General features: G+C 40.9%; 18 protein-coding genes. 14 read left to right on the forward strand and 4 right to left on the reverse strand.

The features are described 5' to 3' along the window. Positions 1–310: 310 nt before the first annotated feature. From noc to MUO15_RS14185, 4 genes are all read left to right on the forward strand, one after another. A complete protein-coding gene (gene noc / locus MUO15_RS14170; protein WP_245030097.1) occupies positions 311–1,174 on the forward strand; it encodes a nucleoid occlusion protein in 864 nt (287 codons plus the stop codon). Positions 1,175–1,317: 143 nt separating this feature from the next. Continuing rightward, positions 1,318–2,091, forward strand: coding sequence for a ParA family protein (locus tag MUO15_RS14175; protein ID WP_245030099.1), 774 nt, complete (start codon positions 1,318–1,320; stop codon positions 2,089–2,091). Beyond that, positions 2,072–2,914 (forward strand): ParB/RepB/Spo0J family partition protein, encoded by an 843-nt coding sequence (locus MUO15_RS14180; RefSeq protein ID WP_245030101.1) that lies wholly within the window; start codon positions 2,072–2,074, stop codon positions 2,912–2,914. The genes MUO15_RS14175 and MUO15_RS14180 overlap by 20 nt, the downstream gene beginning before the upstream one ends. Before the next feature lie 87 nt (positions 2,915–3,001). Continuing rightward, positions 3,002–3,706, forward strand: coding sequence for a DUF554 domain-containing protein (locus MUO15_RS14185; protein WP_245030103.1), 705 nt, complete (start codon positions 3,002–3,004; stop codon positions 3,704–3,706). Positions 3,707–3,719: 13 nt separating this feature from the next. On the opposite strand, the gene yyaC is transcribed toward MUO15_RS14185, so the two are convergent. Next, complete coding sequence (gene yyaC / locus MUO15_RS14190) at positions 3,720–4,319, reverse strand: spore protease YyaC (protein ID WP_245030105.1); 600 nt, start codon at positions 4,317–4,319, stop codon at positions 3,720–3,722. 112 nt (positions 4,320–4,431) lie between these two features. Between yyaC and MUO15_RS14195 the strand changes: the two genes are divergently transcribed. The 7 genes from MUO15_RS14195 (at position 4,432) to rpsR (ending at position 9,086) form a co-directional block, all read left to right on the forward strand. Then, entirely contained in the window at positions 4,432–5,427 is a 996-nt protein-coding gene (locus tag MUO15_RS14195; protein WP_245036030.1) for a YkvI family membrane protein, read from the forward strand. A gap of 49 nt (positions 5,428–5,476) precedes the next feature. Then, a complete protein-coding gene (locus MUO15_RS14200; RefSeq protein WP_245030106.1) occupies positions 5,477–6,361 on the forward strand; it encodes a mechanosensitive ion channel family protein in 885 nt (294 codons plus the stop codon). A 23-nt stretch (positions 6,362–6,384) separates the two neighbouring features. Further along, on the forward strand, positions 6,385–6,579 hold the full coding sequence (locus tag MUO15_RS14205; RefSeq protein ID WP_245030107.1) for a DUF951 domain-containing protein: 195 nt from the start codon (positions 6,385–6,387) through the stop codon (positions 6,577–6,579). A gap of 227 nt (positions 6,580–6,806) precedes the next feature. After that, positions 6,807–7,904, forward strand: coding sequence for a redox-regulated ATPase YchF (ychF, locus tag MUO15_RS14210; protein WP_245030113.1), 1,098 nt, complete (start codon positions 6,807–6,809; stop codon positions 7,902–7,904). Positions 7,905–8,048: 144 nt separating this feature from the next. Then, positions 8,049–8,339 (forward strand): 30S ribosomal protein S6, encoded by a 291-nt coding sequence (gene rpsF / locus MUO15_RS14215; RefSeq protein WP_245030114.1) that lies wholly within the window; start codon positions 8,049–8,051, stop codon positions 8,337–8,339. Positions 8,340–8,351: 12 nt separating this feature from the next. Further along, a complete protein-coding gene (gene ssb, locus MUO15_RS14220) occupies positions 8,352–8,837 on the forward strand; it encodes a single-stranded DNA-binding protein (RefSeq protein WP_245030118.1) in 486 nt (161 codons plus the stop codon). 21 nt (positions 8,838–8,858) lie between these two features. Next, a complete protein-coding gene (gene rpsR / locus MUO15_RS14225; protein ID WP_244755351.1) occupies positions 8,859–9,086 on the forward strand; it encodes a 30S ribosomal protein S18 in 228 nt (75 codons plus the stop codon). Between the two features lie 120 nt (positions 9,087–9,206). Here the strand turns inward: rpsR and MUO15_RS14230 are convergent, their stop codons facing one another. After that, the gene (locus MUO15_RS14230) at positions 9,207–9,644 is read right to left on the reverse strand and encodes an Rrf2 family transcriptional regulator (RefSeq protein WP_245030120.1); all 438 of its coding nucleotides are present in this window, start codon (positions 9,642–9,644) and stop codon (positions 9,207–9,209) included. Between the two features lie 191 nt (positions 9,645–9,835). On the opposite strand from MUO15_RS14230, the gene hmpA reads away from it, so the two are divergent. Continuing rightward, positions 9,836–11,056, forward strand: coding sequence for an NO-inducible flavohemoprotein (hmpA, locus tag MUO15_RS14235; protein ID WP_245030122.1), 1,221 nt, complete (start codon positions 9,836–9,838; stop codon positions 11,054–11,056). 54 nt (positions 11,057–11,110) lie between these two features. Here hmpA and MUO15_RS14240 read toward each other — a convergent pair whose 3' ends face one another. Next, a complete protein-coding gene (locus MUO15_RS14240) occupies positions 11,111–12,790 on the reverse strand; it encodes a peptide ABC transporter substrate-binding protein (RefSeq protein WP_245030124.1) in 1,680 nt (559 codons plus the stop codon). Between the two features lie 431 nt (positions 12,791–13,221). On the opposite strand from MUO15_RS14240, the gene serA reads away from it, so the two are divergent. Then, on the forward strand, positions 13,222–14,805 hold the full coding sequence (gene serA / locus MUO15_RS14245; protein WP_245030126.1) for a phosphoglycerate dehydrogenase: 1,584 nt from the start codon (positions 13,222–13,224) through the stop codon (positions 14,803–14,805). Between the two features lie 270 nt (positions 14,806–15,075). Here serA and MUO15_RS14250 read toward each other — a convergent pair whose 3' ends face one another. Further along, positions 15,076–15,891, reverse strand: a complete 816-nt coding sequence (locus MUO15_RS14250) for a histidinol-phosphatase HisJ family protein (RefSeq protein ID WP_245030132.1) — start codon at positions 15,889–15,891, stop codon at positions 15,076–15,078. Positions 15,892–16,013: 122 nt separating this feature from the next. Between MUO15_RS14250 and MUO15_RS14255 the strand changes: the two genes are divergently transcribed. Then, a complete protein-coding gene (locus MUO15_RS14255; protein ID WP_245030133.1) occupies positions 16,014–16,985 on the forward strand; it encodes a YybS family protein in 972 nt (323 codons plus the stop codon). Positions 16,986–17,005: the final 20 nt, after the last annotated feature.

Here is a 17,005-nt window from a genome sequence, read left to right on the forward strand (position 1 = left end):
ACGAAAAATCTGTTAGTGGTAGTCACTGTTAGGGAGGAAGGGTCGAAATTTTAAAGAAATCATCGTACAATGAGGGTATGATTTTAGTTTTTAGCTATTGTTTTGTAGTAAAAAGTCGATAATAGAAATATTCGATTTACTAGATACTTTTACTAGCCAAAATATGATAAAATAAATGATAGATTCAAAAAAGGCATACGTATGCGCAGCAGCTCATAAGCCTGCGGCGCTTTTTTCTATTTGATAAAGTAATGTTCCACGTGAAACATATTTGATCGTGTGCTTGATCGAAAAAAGGTGGTGTCTGATCGTGTTACATCCTTTTAGTCGTCTGTTTGGGCTGGGAGACAAGTCAGATTCAGATAGTAATAACAGCGAAGAAGAAGAATACAATCCTGATGAAGTCATGCAAGTCCCTGTCGAACGTGTTCAGCCGAACCGTTATCAGCCAAGGGCCATTTTTAACAATGAAAAGATTAAAGAACTAGCCCAGACGATACATACGCATGGGATGATTCAGCCGATTGTAGTTCGTCGTTTAAATGAGGATCAGTATGAATTAATTGCTGGGGAGCGCAGGTGGCGTGCTGTTCAATCACTTGGATGGGAAAACATCCCTGCCATTCTTCGAGATATGGATGATGCTCAAACAGCTTCTGTTGCCTTAATTGAGAACTTACAGCGTGAAGAATTAACAGTTATAGAGGAAGCTACAGCTTATGCACGGTTGATTGAAATCCATGAGTTGACTCAAGAAGCGCTTGCTCAACGTCTCGGGAAAAGCCAATCAACAGTTGCTAATAAGATGCGGCTGCTCAAACTTCCTGAGTCTGTACAGCAGGCGGTGATGGATAAAGAGATCACGGAACGTCATGCTAGAGCTCTTATCGTTTTGAAAGATAAAGAGAATCAGGAAAAGCTTCTTGATGAAATTATTGAAAAGCAGCTTAATGTAAAGCAAACGGAAGAACGGATTGCGAAGCTCCAAGATCCGAAACCAAAGAAGAAAAAGCCGAAGCTTAAAGGTGTCAATAAAGACATGAGGATTGCTATGAATACAATCCGCCAATCGCTTGATATGGTTTCAGATACTGGTATTGATCTGGAAACGAACGAGGAAGAACACGACGACTATTATCAATTTACTATAAAAATCCCTAAGAAAAGACCATAGCTTAATGAAACCTTGCCCATCTAAACAGCTGTGAAGATGGGTTTTTTAAAGATAATGCGAAACTTCCGTTTTATTTTGAAACCAATTGAACAAGTAAATTCGAACATATGATGTTAAGTAATTGGGAAGAGGCAGGTGACAGCATGGGTAAAGTGATTTCCATTGCCAATCAAAAAGGTGGCGTTGGAAAAACAACAACAGCCGTTAATTTAAGTTCATGCTTAGCTTATTTAAATAATAAGGTGCTTTTAGTCGATATTGACCCACAAGGGAATGCAACAAGTGGGGTAGGTGTAGAAAAGGGTGCAGTTGACCAGTGTATTTATGATGTGCTAGTGGATGGAGTAGATGCTTCTCAGGTACGCACATCAACAATGGTAGAAAATTTAGATGCTATTCCTGCTACTATACAGCTAGCTGGAGCTGAAATTGAGCTTGTACCTACGATCTCAAGAGAAGTGAGGCTCAAGCATGCCATTGATGAAGTGAAAGATGAATATGATTATGTCATTATTGATTGTCCGCCGTCACTAGGTCTTTTGACAATCAACTCCTTGACCGCTTCGGATACAGTATTGATCCCTGTTCAGTGTGAGTATTATGCGCTTGAGGGGTTGAGCCAACTATTGAACACCATCCGTCTTGTTCAGAAACATTTAAATAAGGATCTTATGATTGAAGGGGTCTTATTAACAATGCTGGATGCCCGGACAAATTTAGGTATCCAAGTTATTGAAGAAGTGAAAAAGTACTTTCAGGATCGTGTGTATCAGTCAATTATCCCGCGTAATGTTCGTTTAAGTGAAGCCCCAAGTCACGGCAAGCCTATTATTTTATATGATGCCAAATCACGTGGGGCTGAAGTATATTTAGACTTAGCGAAGGAAGTGATGGCAAATGGCGAGAGGGTTAGGTAAAGGCATTAATGCCCTGTTTACCGACATGAATGCACAAGATGATGAGCAGATTCATGAAGTAAGAGTGAAAAGTTGCAGACCCAATCCGTATCAACCGCGGAAGCACTTCACTGAGGAAGCGATTGAAGAGTTAAAGCAGTCGATAGAGGAACATGGAATCCTTCAACCTTTGATTGTCAGGAAAAGTATTAAAGGCTACGAAATTGTTGTAGGCGAGCGTCGTTTTCGTGCAGCTATACAGGCTGGCCTTGATTCGGTACCTGTTCTAATCAGGGAGTTAAGCGATGATCAAATGATGGAGTTGGCTTTGCTAGAAAACCTTCAACGTGAGGATTTAACACCTATTGAAGAAGCACATGCGTATCAGAACCTCATTAAAGAATTAGGGGTGACTCAAGACAGCCTCTCTAAACGTCTTGGTAAAAGCCGCTCTCATATCGCGAATCTTGTACGATTGCTTACACTTCCCACTGAAGTGAGTGAGCGAATTAATAACGGCTCCTTATCCATGGGCCATGGGAGAGCACTTCTAGGGTTGAAAGATAAGAAAAAGGTCCTCCCTGTTATGGAAAGAATTGAAGCGGAAGGGTTAAATGTACGGCAGGTTGAAAAGCTCATTCTAGAATTAAATGATCGAAAAGCTAAACAGAAGAAAAAAGAACCGGAAAAGGATATTTTCATTCGTGAAAGGGAAGAAAGCCTCAAAAAGCGCCTTGGAACAGGTGTAACCATTCATAAAGGTAAACGAAAAGGGAAAATTGAGATTGAGTTTTTTAATGATGAGGATTTAGAAAGAATTTTGCACTGGTTTGAAAATGAATAAAACTTGAAGCCTGGTCCTATGTAATACCAGGCCTTTTTCTTACATATAAAATAGTTTCACGTGAAACAAATCATTGGAGCGAGCATTATGGTCTTATTGGGTACAATTGTAAATGGAGTATGTATCTTTGTCGGTTCCTTGTTAGGTTTATTCTTTACCAAAATTCCCGAGCGTTTTAAGGAAACGGTGATGAGTGGTGTCGGTTTAGCGGTTATTCTGATAGGTCTGCAGATGGGATTCGAGACGAAGAACATTGTTGTTGTGCTACTTAGTTTGTTAACGGGTGCCATTATAGGTGAAGCTTTACATTTAGAGGAGCGTTTAGAGTATATTGGGCGCTGGATCGAAAGAAAGTTTACAAAGGCTGATCAGAAATCTACTATTGCTCAAGGGTTTATTACAGCTTCGCTTATTTTTGTCATTGGTGCACTCTCTGTTATCGGTGCATTGGATAGTGGTCTTCGAAACGATCATGAGGTGTTGATTACTAAGGCGATCATAGACGGATTTGTTGCCTTAGTATTGACTTCTACCTTAGGTATCGGCGTGATTTTTTCTGTTATTCCGGTTGTGCTTTATGAAGGCTCTATTGCGTTACTTGCAACACAAATTAATCGGTGGATTCCTCAGGAAATACTTGACTTATTTATCATAGAAGTGACCGCAACAGGAGGATTACTCATTGTAGCAATTGGTTTAAATTTACTTAAATTAACCAAAATTCGGGTAGCAAATTTATTACCTGCCTTGTTAATGGTTGGGGTGATTCTTTTTATTATGCAGTTGTTTTAAACAGTAACGAAAGCTATCGTTGCTGTTTTTTTGTTGCTGCTGAGTACGGCTGGTAGACATAAGTTCGTTTCTTTTCTGCGAGACGGATTCCAGCAGCTATCTTGGCGGCCATCTTCATTACGTGGTGAAGACGTGTGTTTTGTAAGACAACATACTCCATAAACCCACCAACGTTAACCATTCCACTTATATGCATGTCACCAATAGGAGGGAGGTCTTTTTTTAGGGCTGCTCCAGGATTGAGAGTTCCTTGTGCGATTGAAACACTTCCGATGGAAGAATTCTTTCCAAGACAAGCATCAATGGCAAGAATGAAGGGCTGTGGATGAGTACGATGAATGGCTTTTATCGTTTCTTTTAAGTTTAATGCATGTAGGGGTTCTTCTAACGTCCCATATACATGGAAGGTCTTTAGTGGCCTGTCTTGAAGCATTGACCCGATAAGAGGTCCTAATGAATCACCTGTGGAGCGATCGGTACCAACACATGCAATGACCACTTGTTTATTATTTGGAAGGGATTGAAGCAAATAATCGCTTAATTGTTCACTCATTTGCGGATGGTCAACATGTACGCGTTGCTCCCCTTTTGAAAACTTGTCCCTAACATTCATAGCAACTCCTCCAGACACATATTAGTAACAGTATATAAAGATATTCTTGTTTCTATACGTGGCAAAATACTTGAGTAGGGAGCGGTCGCTTGTGAAAGCAGGACTCAAATGGATGTGTTTGATTATAGGCACGATGATTGGAGCAGGATACGCTTCAGGAAGAGAGCTATGGCAATTTTTTGGACAAGATAGTAGTCTAGCTATCTTGTTATTTACCATTATGTTCATGATTTGTTGCATGAGTATTATGAAAATTAGTTATGAACAGAAGGCGGGACACTATTTACCTGTACTTAGAAAAATTGTTGGAAGACACTTAACGGGTGTATACGATGGGATGATTATTTTATATTTGTTTACGACGACGGTCATTATGCTTGCAGGCAGTGGTGCAACATGGCAGGCTTTCCATTTTTCCTATCGTTTAGGTGTACTAGCTCTTATCATTCCATTAATCTTGTTGTTTGTCTGGGATGTGAAAGGAATTGTAACCGTAAATAGCTTTATTTTGCCTTTGTTAATTGGCGGATTGCTTTTTGTTTTGATTCTTTTTATTACGGATCAGAACCTTTCTATGTTTGCCCACTTCAATGAGACAAGCAATTGGACTGCTGCCTTTCCTTTTACAGCTCTTAATGTTGTTCCATTGATTGCTGTACTCGGCGCGATTGGAAATCGCATGGAAAGTAAAAAAGAGATATGGGTGGCAAGTGTGGGGAGCGGTCTTGTGCTTGGTGTTGTTTCCTATTTATATAATAATAGTTTGATTCAGATTTCAGAGGATATCATTTTATATGAAATCCCGTTATTTGCCATTTTGAAGCATTATCCCTTTGAAATGATGGTTTTTATGTCGGTTGTCATGTGGGTAGCGATCTTTACAACGGCTGCTTCGGGGATCCTTGGATTGGTCACTCGCTTTAGAGATTATTTGCGTCAGCCTTTGTGGGTGCTGGCCATGGTGACAATAGCCATTATGCTGCCTTTTACATCTTTGGGATTTTCAACACTGATAGAATATTTATATCCATTATATGGCCTCCTGAATTTATATGTATTGGCCTCACTCTTATTATCTCCCTTCCTACATCGATTCAAAATTAACTGAAAACCTGTTAAAATAAGTTTCATATACATGGATCTTAGGAGGGGGAATCATGGAGGAAGTCATTTCACAGTGGGACAAAGCCGTTGAATATCTGACGGGACCTGACTTATGGATTGCTTTAGCGCAGGGTTTGTTAAAAATATTGCTGATTTTATTCATTTCATTACTCATCGTTCGAGTTGGCAGTAAAGTTATTTCCCGGTTTTTCGAGAACCGCAGACGGGGTCCATTTAAAATAACCGCTCGTCGTGAATCTACCCTTAAGAAGCTTGTGGTTAATACAATGACCTATATTGTTTATTTCACAGCGTTTATTATGATACTAGAAGTGTTCACTATCAAAATAGGCCCGTTGCTGGCTGGTGCAGGAGTTGCTGGGTTAGCGATTGGCTTTGGTGCCCAAAACCTAGTACGTGATATCATTTCAGGTTTTTTTATTATCTTTGAAGACCAATTTTCTGTAGGTGATTATATTCTTACTTCAGGTGTAGAGGGGTTTGTTGAGGAAATTGGACTTCGCACCTCCAAAATAAAAAGTTGGACGGGAGAGATTCATATTTTGCCGAATGGGAATGTCACCCAAGTTACCAATTATTCTATTTATAATAGTATTGCTGTAGTTGATGTAAGAATAGCTTATGAAAATGATATTGAACAGGCAGAACAAGTTATTGCTGAACTTCTTGAGGAGCTGCCAGAGCGTTATGAGCAGATGACGGCAGTGCCGGAGTTGCTTGGCGTAGATCATTTGAATGCATCCGAAGTCATTATGCGGATTATTGGGGAGACCGTTCCTATGGAGCACTGGGGGATTGCCCGTGTAATTCGCAAGGAAGTGAAACAGCGTCTACAAGAGAAAGGTATTGAAATTCCTTACCCGCGTATTGTAATGTACTCTCGTCATGAAGAGGAGTCGGCTCAAGAACCAACTTAACTAAAAGCCAGGGGGAGAAAGTAATGGCGGATAAAAATTATCACTTAAACGATGTGGTCCAAATGAAGAAAGCACATCCATGCGGAGAGAACCGTTGGAAAGTCATTCGTATGGGGGCGGACATTCGTATTAAATGTGAAGGATGCGGGCATAGTGTGCTAATCCCAAGGAAAAAGTTTGAAACAAAGATGAAGAAAGTACTAGAGACGAGCGAATAACAGGAGGGATACAAAAAGCGGGCAGCAATTAATTGTGTTGATTTTATTTAAACTATTCGTGCACTGATGTCGACTTTAAAAAAAGAGGTAGGGGAAGTTACAAAAACAGGCTCCGTTTCGGAGGCTGTTTTTCCTTTTTGCATAGCTTGTTATTTTTCTGTACAGTATCTATAATTGGTATGACCGAACATACATGTATGTAATTCCTTAAGGAGTGAAAGTCTTATATGGCACTAACAGCAGGTATTGTAGGATTGCCTAACGTGGGTAAATCTACGCTATTTAATGCAATTACGCAGGCTGGAGCTTTGTCTGCGAACTATCCGTTCGCAACAATTGATCCAAACGTTGGGATAGTAGAGGTTCCGGACCCTCGTTTAGAAAAGCTTACTGAACTAGTCAAACCGAGGAAAACTGTTCCCACAGCTTTTGAATTCACGGATATCGCTGGAATTGTAAAAGGGGCAAGTAAAGGGGAAGGGCTTGGCAACCAATTCCTATCTCATATTCGTCAAGTCGATGCAATCTGTCATGTCGTTCGTGCATTTGAGGATGAAAATATTACGCACGTTTCTGGACAGGTGGATCCAATTTCTGATATTGAAACGATTAATTTGGAGTTAATTTTGGCTGACCTTGAGACCGTTTCTAAACGGATGGATCGCGTGGCTAAAATGGCTCGCCAAAAAGATAAGGAAGCTGTTGCTGAGTATACGGTGCTTGAGAAGCTCCAGGATGGATTAGAGGGTGAAACACCTGCACGTGCAGTTGAGTTCTCCAGTGACCAGCAAAAGATCGTTAAGGGACTACATTTGTTAACAGCTAAGCCCATTCTTTATGTAGCAAACGTAAGTGAAGATGAGATTGGGGAAGGCGACAATGAAAAGGTGAAGCAGATTCGTGAGTACGCGGCTCAAGAGAATGCTGAGGTGATCGTTGTTTGTGCCAAAATCGAGGCGGAAATTGCTGAACTTGATGGAGAAGAGAAACTTGAGTTTCTTGAAGACCTTGGAATCACCGAATCGGGTCTTGATCAGCTGATCAAAGCAACGTACAACCTTTTAGGGCTAGCTACATATTTCACAGCTGGTGAACAAGAGGTTCGTGCATGGACGTTTAAGGAAGGAATGACTGCTCCTCAAGCTGCGGGTATTATTCACACGGACTTTGAACGAGGGTTTATTCGTGCAGAAACGGTATCCTATGATGACCTTGTTGACGCTGGAACAATGGGGGTCGCTCGGGATCGCGGACGTGTTCGTTTAGAAGGTAAAGAGTATTTAGTGAAAGATGGCGATGTTATCCATTTCCGTTTTAACGTATAAGCTGAAATCCGGGTCTCTCCGTTAACGTATTGTAATTCTACTGCACTTTTGATATAATACAACACTGTGAGTAATTATAGTTAAATTACTCCTTGCTCCTTTAATTTTAAAGGGGCCGTTAAGTCCATAAGGAGGTGAAAACGGATGAGAAATTACGAAATCATGTACATCATCCGCCCAGACATCGAGGAGGAAGCTAAAACTGCTGTAGTTGAGCGTTTCAGCGGGATCCTTACAAACAATGGTGCGGAGATTGAAAATGTTAAAGAAGTTGGCAAGCGCCGTCTTGCTTACGAAATTAACGACTATCGTGATGGGATTTATGTAACGATCAACTTTAAAGGTGATCGTGAAGCGATCAATGAATTCGACCGTCAAGCGAAGTTCTCGGATGATGTTATCCGCCACATCGCTGTACGTGAAGATGACAAATAAGGAGTGGTTCTGATGTTAAATCGTGTCGTTTTAGTCGGCAGATTAACGAAGGATCCGGATTTACGCTATACGCCAAACGGAGTGGCTGTTGCCAATTTCACTGTTGCAGTGAATCGACCATTCTCTAACAATCAGGGTGATCGTGATGCAGATTTCATTAACTGCGTTGTTTGGAGACGAGCTGCTGAAAACCTCGCCAACTTTATGAACAAAGGCAGCCTTGTCGGTGTGGACGGGCGTTTACAGTCTCGAAGCTTCGATAATCAAGAAGGTAAGCGTGTGTTTGTAACAGAAGTTGTTGCGGACAGCGTACAGTTCCTAGAATCTAAAGGTGCTTCACAAGGTGGAGGCAGTCAACAAGGTTCAGGATTCCAGCCAAATCAGAATCAGCAACCAACAGGAAATAACTTCGGTTCTAATAATAATAAAAAAGATGATGATCCATTCGCAGATAATGGAGAACCCATCGACATCTCAGATGATGATTTACCATTTTAAATAAGTAAGGGGGAACGCCTCATGGCACGTCGTGGACGCGGTAAACGCAAAAAGGTGTGTTTCTTCACAGCAAACGGAATCACACATATCGACTTTAAAGATACGGACTTGCTAAGACGTTTCATTTCCGACCGTGGAAAAATTCTTCCTCGTCGCGTAACTGGAACTTCTGCTAAGTACCAACGTAAATTGACAAAAGCGATCAAACGCTCTCGTCAAATGGCATTATTGCCTTATACTGCTGAGTAATAGCGGATGGAAAAAGCCGTTCAGTCTAAACTAGGACTGAACGGCTTTTTTGTGTGCCATTGATGTAGGTTAGCAATGGAAGACATCTTACATAACGTTGTACTGTTTAAAAAAATTAAACTAGGTAATATCCATTAACTCCCTTAATTCATCTTTGTTTGATAGTAAATCTTTGAGCGTATATTGATCGATTACTTCTAGAAAAGCGTGTAAGGCATTATTTAATATATGTCTTAGTTTGCAAGCTGGTGTGATTACACAGTAGTTGGTGTCGCGGTCAAAGCATTCCAGCAACAGAAAGTCGTCCTCCATTGCTCTAACAACATAACCTATATTGATATTTTCAGGTGTTTTTGCTAATTTAACACCACCACTTCTGCCCCGTACGGTTTCAATTAATTCCAACTTGTTTAATTGATGTATGATTTTCCCTAAATGGTTTTCGGATATATGAAAGATATAAGATATTTCTTTTTTGCTAGCTAATTCTCCCTCGGGTATAGAGGCTGTATAGATTAATACTCTAAGAGCATAATCTGTATATTTTTTTAAACGCATGTATAAAAAACCTCGTTCTCCTTTTTCATTATCTTATCATATTTGTAAGCAAGTTGTCTTTATCTTTGGTCTACAGGGAGGTGTTGATAATATTGTCACAAAAGATGTATTTTAAATATTGCTTTTATAGGTGAATTATTTTTACAATAAAGATGTATTAAAAATACATCTTTAAATAAAGGGGTATTGATATGTCTGTAAAAACTGAATTAAGCGAAGGAACAGTAAGAATTGTTAAGTCGACAATCCCCGTACTGGCTGAGCATGGGGAAGAGATTACAACTTGTTTTTATCAGCGAATGTTTGCGGATTATCCTGAGTTGAAGAACATTTTTAATCAGACGAATCAAAAGGCAGGGAGACAGCCGAAAGCTTTGGCAAATGCAGTATACGCTGCAGCACAACATATTGATGACTTGGGCGCAATAATGCCGACGGTGATGCAGATTTCTGAAAAACATCGTAGTTTGAACGTGAAACCTGAGCATTATCCGATTGTCGGTGAGTACTTACTTTTAGCAATTAAAGAGGTTCTTGGTGATGCCGCAACAGACAACATTATTGAGGCGTGGGGCGAAGCTTACGGAGTGATTGCGGAGGCATTTATAGAAGTTGAAAAGCAGAAATATCAAGAAGCTGCTTCACAAAAAGGCGGTTGGAAGGATTACCGTGAGTTTCGTGTATGGAAGAAGGTTAAGGAGAGTGATGTCATTACATCCTTTTACCTTCAGCCAGCCGACGGTGGAGAGTTAGCTGCCTATAAGCCTGGTCAATATATTACGATTAAGGCTGAGGTCCCCGGAGAGAACCATACACATCTAAGACAATATAGTCTGTCAGACGCGCCTGGAAATAACTATTATCGTATAAGTGTAAAAAGAGAAGATGGGACTGGGGAGAACCCGGCAGGTATTGTATCTACTTACTTACATACTCAGGTAGAGGAAGGGAATGTATTCTCCATTAGTGCACCTGCGGGCGATTTTTACTTAGATACGGAATCTGTGAATCCCGTTGTCCTTATTAGTGGAGGTGTTGGTTTAACACCCTTAATGAGTATGATGAAAACCTCGATGATTAAAGAGCAAAACCGTGATATTTATTTCATTCATGCGGCTCGTAATGGAAGTGTTCATGCTTTTAAGGAAGATATGAAACAAACGAGCAAGGAATTTCCGTTTGTCAAAACCCATATCATTTATGACTCACCAGATGAAAAAGATTCTGATTATGATAAAGAAGGGTATATTGATCTTGCGTGGCTGCAGGGAACAGTTCCACAAGATGCTGATTTTTACTATTGTGGTCCAGAAGGGTTTATGAAGGCAGTTCATAAAGCACTCAAAGAGTGGAATGTACCTGTGGAGCGAAGAAATTATGAATTCTTTGGTCCAGAAGGAAGCTTAGATTAAATAAATATAAAAAATACCTCTGTTGCAATTTAGCAACAGAGGTATTTTTTATATTTATTCTTCTACATATGCCCATTTAAATTCGAATTCTGGACCAGTAGCTGTAGGGAACGCGTTTTTAATTGTAGGTCTAAATAATTGTGCTTTAGCATCCTGGTAAATAGGTGCTACAGCAGCATACTCTTCCAGAAGTAATCTTTCAGCTTCTAGGAAAGTCTCAAAACGCTTTTGTGGGTCTTGTGCATACTCACCATTTGCCTTCGCGATGAGGGCATCATACTCTTCACTAGAGAAGTTCATGTTATTGTTTTGTCCATCTGTCAAATACATATTTAAATATGTGTTCGGGTCAATATAGTCGGGACCCCAAGTCGCAGCAAGGATTTCAAATTCTGATTCCTGTCCGCGTCGTACACGTTCTTTAAATGGTACCTGAACAAGGTTAATGGTTAGTCCTTCCAGTTTAGTCTCTAGTTGGTCTTTGTAATAGGCCATGACGTTTTGTGATGTTCCCGTATCATCACCGAGAATTTCTAACGTAACCTCTTCTTTTCCAAGTGCATCGAGTGCTTTTTGCCAGTGTTCAGCTGCTTTCTGTTCATTAGCTTCTACAAGAGAACCTTGGACTTCGCGGAAGCCTTTGTCAGTACCAGGTTTGTTTACGAAGTTTGACGGAACATATCCTTCAGCCGGAACAGATCCATCGTTAAGGATAACATCAGTTAGAGCTTGACGGTCAATGGCTAGTGAAATAGCTTTACGCGCGTCAACATTTGCTAATACTTCGTTTGCCTGGTTGAATTTGAAGAAATACATATATGGTTGTTTAGCCACATTGAAATCTTCTGTAGTAGAATATTGGTCAACAAACTCAGCGTTTAACTCTGTTTGGTCAATTTGACCAGACTCGTATAAATTGACCCCTGTGGAAATTTCTTTAATTACTTTTCCGTTAAGAGTTTGCAATTTGACTGCATCTGCATCCCAGTAGGAGTCATTCTTTTTAAGTGTCCATCCTTCACCATGATTCCACTCGGTCATCTTAAATGGACCGTTTGACAAGGTGAACTTTGCTTCTGTACCGAAGTCTTGACCATGCTTTTCAACAAAATCTTGATTTTGAGGCATGAACGTAATGAACACTGTCATGCCCTTGAAGTACGGTACTGGCTTTTCAAGGGTAACTTCTAATGTATGATCGTCGACAGCTACAGCACCTAGCTTTTCAGGATCCATTTCTCCGCTACTAATGGCTGTTGCGTTTTTCACAACACCTCCAAGGAAGTATGGTCCATATTCTGAAGCTGTTTCAGGAGTTACAGCGCGCTGCCAAGAATAAACGAAATCGTGTGCTGTTACAGGGTCCCCGTTTTCCCATTCAGCATCCTCACGTAAATTGAATGTCCAAGTGAGCCCATCCTCACTTACAGAACTGTCCTTGGCGATACCGGGTGAAAGGTTGCCCTCTTTGTCCAAACGGAACAAGCCTTCTAACGTTTCACCCGCCCATTGGAATGAAACGGTGTCTGTAATTAATGAAGGATCCATGCTCGCAATTTCACTTTTTGCAGTGATAGTAATTTCTTGTTTTACATCACTTTCTCCTCCACTTTCGCTGGAACTTCCTTCTTCTCCACCAGAATTACTTGATGTGCTTTCACCACCGCTGCATGCGGCTAAAATCAGTGTTAGCATTAAGACGAATAATAGCCATAAACTGTTGTGTTTTCTCAAAGTAATCCTCCCCCTAATGTTTTAATTTTCTAAAAATTTGTTACCTCTTGAATTATACAGACTGTTTTGTTAATTTTCAGCATTTTTATAAAAGAAAAAAAAGAAAAAAAGTATCTCGACTTAACATTCTTAGTAGATTGACAACAGCGATTCATTTGGTAGGATAAAGGAATATCATTTTTCTACCTTATAAAGTAATTTGTTCGTGCTGAGAGAACAATGCAGGTGGTGGAATGAAATGTGAGTGGGAACATTTACATACGAAAGGGCCGACTTCTATACCGCCTGCTATTGAACGAAGATGGGGCAGTCGATGATCCGGACATGTTTGATGCTTTTTTTAAAAAAAGTATGTGAGATGTATAGGGTGTCCTCGGTCGGCGTTGGTTCAGCTGCGGCTCGAAAGTCTATTAACAGAGGGGTTGAAGTAAATGTACCGTGTATTAATAAGTGATCCATTAAGTGAAGGTGGTATCCGACCACTACTTGAAGCAACAGATGTAGAAACGGTTGTTAATCCATCATTAAGTCATGAACAGCTTCTGAGGGAAATAGGAACAAGTAACGCCATTATTGTTCGCAGCCAAACACAAGTGACGAGAGAGCTGATTGAACAGGCACCTGAGTTAAGGGTGATTGGCCGAGCTGGTGTTGGCGTCGATAATATCGACCTTGAGGCAGCAACTGAGCACGGAGTTGTTGTCGTTAATGCTCCAGATGGGAATACGATTTCAACGGCAGAACATACGATGGCAATGCTGATGGCACTTGCCCGAAATATACCACAAGCTTATCATCAACTGAAACAAAATAAGTGGGAACGGAAAAAATTTGTTGGTGTAGAACTGAAAGATAAAACCTTGGGTATTGTCGGATTCGGTCGTATTGGGAAGGAAGTGGCTCACCGCGCGAAAGGGCACCGGATGAACGTGGTTGCTTACGATCCCTTTTTAACAAAAGAAAAGGCTGATAAGGCAGGCGTGAATCATGGCAGCTTAGAGGAGGTACTACAGCAAGCGGACTTCTTAACTGTTCATACTCCTCTAATGGATGAAACGAAGCATCTTATTAACCGAGATTCAATTCAGTTAATGAAGACGGGTGCTCGAATACTCAACTGTGCTCGTGGAGGGATCATCGAAGAAGATGCTTTGTACGAAGCGGTGAAGAGTGGAAAAATTGCTGGAGCCGCCCTCGATGTATTTGAAGAAGAGCCGGCTATCGATCATCCACTCTTGTCACTGTCAGAAGTGATTGCAACCCCACACTTGGGGGCTAGCACGATAGAAGCGCAGGAGAGTGTAGCTACAGACATCAGCTATGATGTCATGGAGCTTTTGCGGGGAGGCACGGTGAGACATCCTGTTAATATGCCTTCGGTTTCCGCAGAAATGATGGAGAGGCTTTCTCCATACTTCCAACTTTCCGAGAAATTAGGAGCGTTTTTATCAAAAGTTGTTGACGGGGCCCTTGAGCGAATTACCGTTTATTACTCAGGAGAGTTGCTCGATGTTGATACAACACCGCTGACACGGATGGCGATAAAAGGGATACTTCAGCGTTATATTGGAAATCGAGTAAATGATGTAAATGCATTTAAAACGGCTTCAGATAAAGGGATAGTCATTAATGAGCAAAAATCGACTTCAACTAAGGGCTTTACCAACCTTGTGAGGATCGAAATAGAGACTGATCGTGAAACTCGGAGCATTTCAGGTACGTTGTTGATTGGATTGGGGGCAAGGGTTGTCATGCTCGACCACCATTCAATTGATGTCGTTCCTCATGGCCATCTAATTGTCATCCAGCATAAAGATCAGCCCGGCGCTATTGGCCGCGTTGGAAGCTTGCTTGCTGAATATGAAGTTAACATTGCGACGATGCAAGTCGGACGGACGAATCAAGGTGGTGACGCTGTAATGGTTCTCACTGTAGATAAGGAAGTGGAAGAAAATTGCCGTGAGCAGCTTGCAGGAGTGGCTGATATTAGACAAGTGCAATGCCTTACACTATAACCATAATAAGGAGCAGATAGGCTAGTAAAGCTTGCCTGCTTTTTTAGTGGTTTAAAGTTGCTGGTGTCGACGTGCCACAAATAAAGTGCTGCCACTTATAAAGGGAAAATGCCATAAAATAGTGGAAAACATGTTTGTTCACTCATGGCTGAAATCACGAGAGTGTCTCAACCCACCATATAAACCTTAGATGGTGTATAGAATACCCCCTTATAATAATAGACACTGACCAACAACAAATAGTCTATTAATTAAGGGGTTATTTTTCAGCTATCTTATTGGGTCAACACGTGCTTTACGCTTTGTAAACACGTGTACCTCCTCATATCCAGCGGAGCGGGCTAATCTGATTGCGTCATCGTAGCAATAACCGATATGATCCGGTTTATGGGCGTCTGAGCATAGTACGATACCAACGCCTTTTTCCTTACAGATTTGCAAGAGCTCAGGATCAGGATAAAGCTCCCCTACAGGTTTTCTGAGTCCTGCTGTACTTATCTCTATGCAGGTGTTTGTTTTGGCTAAGGCTTCTGCTGCGCGTTCGTACTGTTCACGGAGAAACACCTTATCATCGGGGCGATAGCCAAACACTTTAATGACGTCAATGTGGCCAACGAAGTCAAATAAGCCAGATTCCGCTAGTGAAACGACTCGGTCAAAGTACTGACGGTAAACCTCATGTAAATCCCTTTTCTCGTATTCTTCACGAAAAATAGCCAGATCAATTCCCCATTCATCAATCCAATGGACTGATCCTATCACGTAATCGAAAGGGTGGGCATCGATAAATTGCTGCATTTCAGCTTCTTTGCCAGGCATGTAATCCATTTCGATCCCCATTTTAATAGGGATCCCGGCCTCGCTTGCTTGATCGAACATTTGCTGGTATGTCTTGAAATCAAGTGTTCGCCGATTTTCTACCCAAGGATTTGATAGAATACTTCTCGTCTCCTGGAAAAAGTAAGCATGTTCAGAAATGCCGAGTTCCTCAACCCCCTCTTGCCGAGCTTTTTCAATGTAATTCCGTAAGTAATCAATGGTTAAATTTCCCGTTTCTGCCATATGTACGTGATAATCGGTCCGCATGTAGACTCCTCCTAATCCGAATTTATTGTTTCCTATCATATCAGATAATAAGACATTAAGACAAAATGCTGAGAGAAGATGTGAAGTGGGTTTGTGTGTTAAAATAATGGAGTTAGCATAGCTTGATTAAAGATGAGGTGCAATGGATGAAAGATACAAGAAGAATTACTGAAGGGGCTTTAATGACGGGTGTTTATCTGCTAGAGTTATTGTTAATTCTCTTCCTCCCTGGAATTGTTGGGTCCTTATTATTATTTACATTACCTATACCTTTCGTATTTTACAGCTATCGTCACGGGTGGAAGGCAGGAGGACTCATGCTGATAGCGGTCGTTATTTTTGCTTTGCTATTTGCAACGGTTTTCTCTCTTCCTATAACATTACTCACCGGGGTCGGTGGAATATTTGCAGGAACAGCGATGTATCATAAGCGGTCCTCCTATGAAACTTGGGCTGTAGGTTCGATTGGATTTATTATAGGTATTGTCGCTGTTTACTTGCTGTCACAGCTGTTCCTTGGAGTGAGCTGGGCAGAGCAAATACGAGTGTCCTTAGATGAGGCATTTACGATAACTGAAAGGATGCTTGGAACTTTCGGTGGGGAAGAGCAAATGCAGGAGCAGCTTGAGGGATTACGTCAACAAATTGAAACATTGCCGGACTTAATACCTAGTTTAATTGCTATATTAGGGATTATTTATGCTTTTGTAAGCCAATGGTTAAGCTATAAACTAATAAACCGTGTAGAGGGTAAAAAGTTTCATTTCCCCGCATTTCGTAACTTTACCCTGCCTACATCCGTATTATGGTATTACTTTTTTGCGTTAATCTTAAACTATGCGTTTGCAGCAGGTGACGGAATAGGTTATTTGGCGGCGATTAACGTATTTACATTAACAGGCACGTTTTTGATAGTGCAGGGGTTTGCATTTATCGCTTTCTATACCCATGTGAAAAGGAAATCCAAGGCACTGCCTATTTTGGCAATTGTTGGATGTGTGTTTTTGCCAACAATCCTCCTTTATCTTGTGCGAATCTTAGGTATAATTGATATAGGATTTTCGTTAAGGGAACGTATGCAAACGAAAAAGTAACGATCGCTCGTATATGATGG

Origin of the sequence: Halobacillus amylolyticus, assembly GCF_022921115.1 — a bacterium.
In the GTDB taxonomy this organism is placed as follows: domain Bacteria; phylum Bacillota; class Bacilli; order Bacillales; family Halobacillaceae; genus Halobacillus_A; species Halobacillus_A amylolyticus.

Excerpts from the sequence above, each read along its gene's own strand:
- ychF (WP_245030113.1), top strand. The coding sequence starts at position 6,807 with ATGGCACTAACAGCAGGTATTGTAGGATTGCCTAACGTGGGTAAATCT.
- rpsR (WP_244755351.1), top strand. The coding sequence starts at position 8,859 with ATGGCACGTCGTGGACGCGGTAAACGCAAAAAGGTGTGTTTCTTCACA.
- MUO15_RS14205 (WP_245030107.1), top strand. The coding sequence starts at position 6,385 with ATGGCGGATAAAAATTATCACTTAAACGATGTGGTCCAAATGAAGAAA.
- yyaC (WP_245030105.1), bottom strand. The coding sequence starts at position 4,319 with ATGAATGTTAGGGACAAGTTTTCAAAAGGGGAGCAACGCGTACATGTT.
- ssb (WP_245030118.1), top strand. The coding sequence starts at position 8,352 with ATGTTAAATCGTGTCGTTTTAGTCGGCAGATTAACGAAGGATCCGGAT.
- MUO15_RS14185 (WP_245030103.1), top strand. The coding sequence starts at position 3,002 with ATGGTCTTATTGGGTACAATTGTAAATGGAGTATGTATCTTTGTCGGT.
- MUO15_RS14195 (WP_245036030.1), top strand. The coding sequence starts at position 4,432 with ATGTGTTTGATTATAGGCACGATGATTGGAGCAGGATACGCTTCAGGA.
- MUO15_RS14230 (WP_245030120.1), bottom strand. The coding sequence starts at position 9,644 with ATGCGTTTAAAAAAATATACAGATTATGCTCTTAGAGTATTAATCTAT.
- hmpA (WP_245030122.1), top strand. The coding sequence starts at position 9,836 with ATGTCTGTAAAAACTGAATTAAGCGAAGGAACAGTAAGAATTGTTAAG.
- MUO15_RS14250 (WP_245030132.1), bottom strand. The coding sequence starts at position 15,891 with ATGCGGACCGATTATCACGTACATATGGCAGAAACGGGAAATTTAACC.
- MUO15_RS14200 (WP_245030106.1), top strand. The coding sequence starts at position 5,477 with ATGGAGGAAGTCATTTCACAGTGGGACAAAGCCGTTGAATATCTGACG.
- rpsF (WP_245030114.1), top strand. The coding sequence starts at position 8,049 with ATGAGAAATTACGAAATCATGTACATCATCCGCCCAGACATCGAGGAG.
- MUO15_RS14175 (WP_245030099.1), top strand. The coding sequence starts at position 1,318 with ATGGGTAAAGTGATTTCCATTGCCAATCAAAAAGGTGGCGTTGGAAAA.
- MUO15_RS14180 (WP_245030101.1), top strand. The coding sequence starts at position 2,072 with ATGGCGAGAGGGTTAGGTAAAGGCATTAATGCCCTGTTTACCGACATG.
- serA (WP_245030126.1), top strand. The coding sequence starts at position 13,222 with ATGTACCGTGTATTAATAAGTGATCCATTAAGTGAAGGTGGTATCCGA.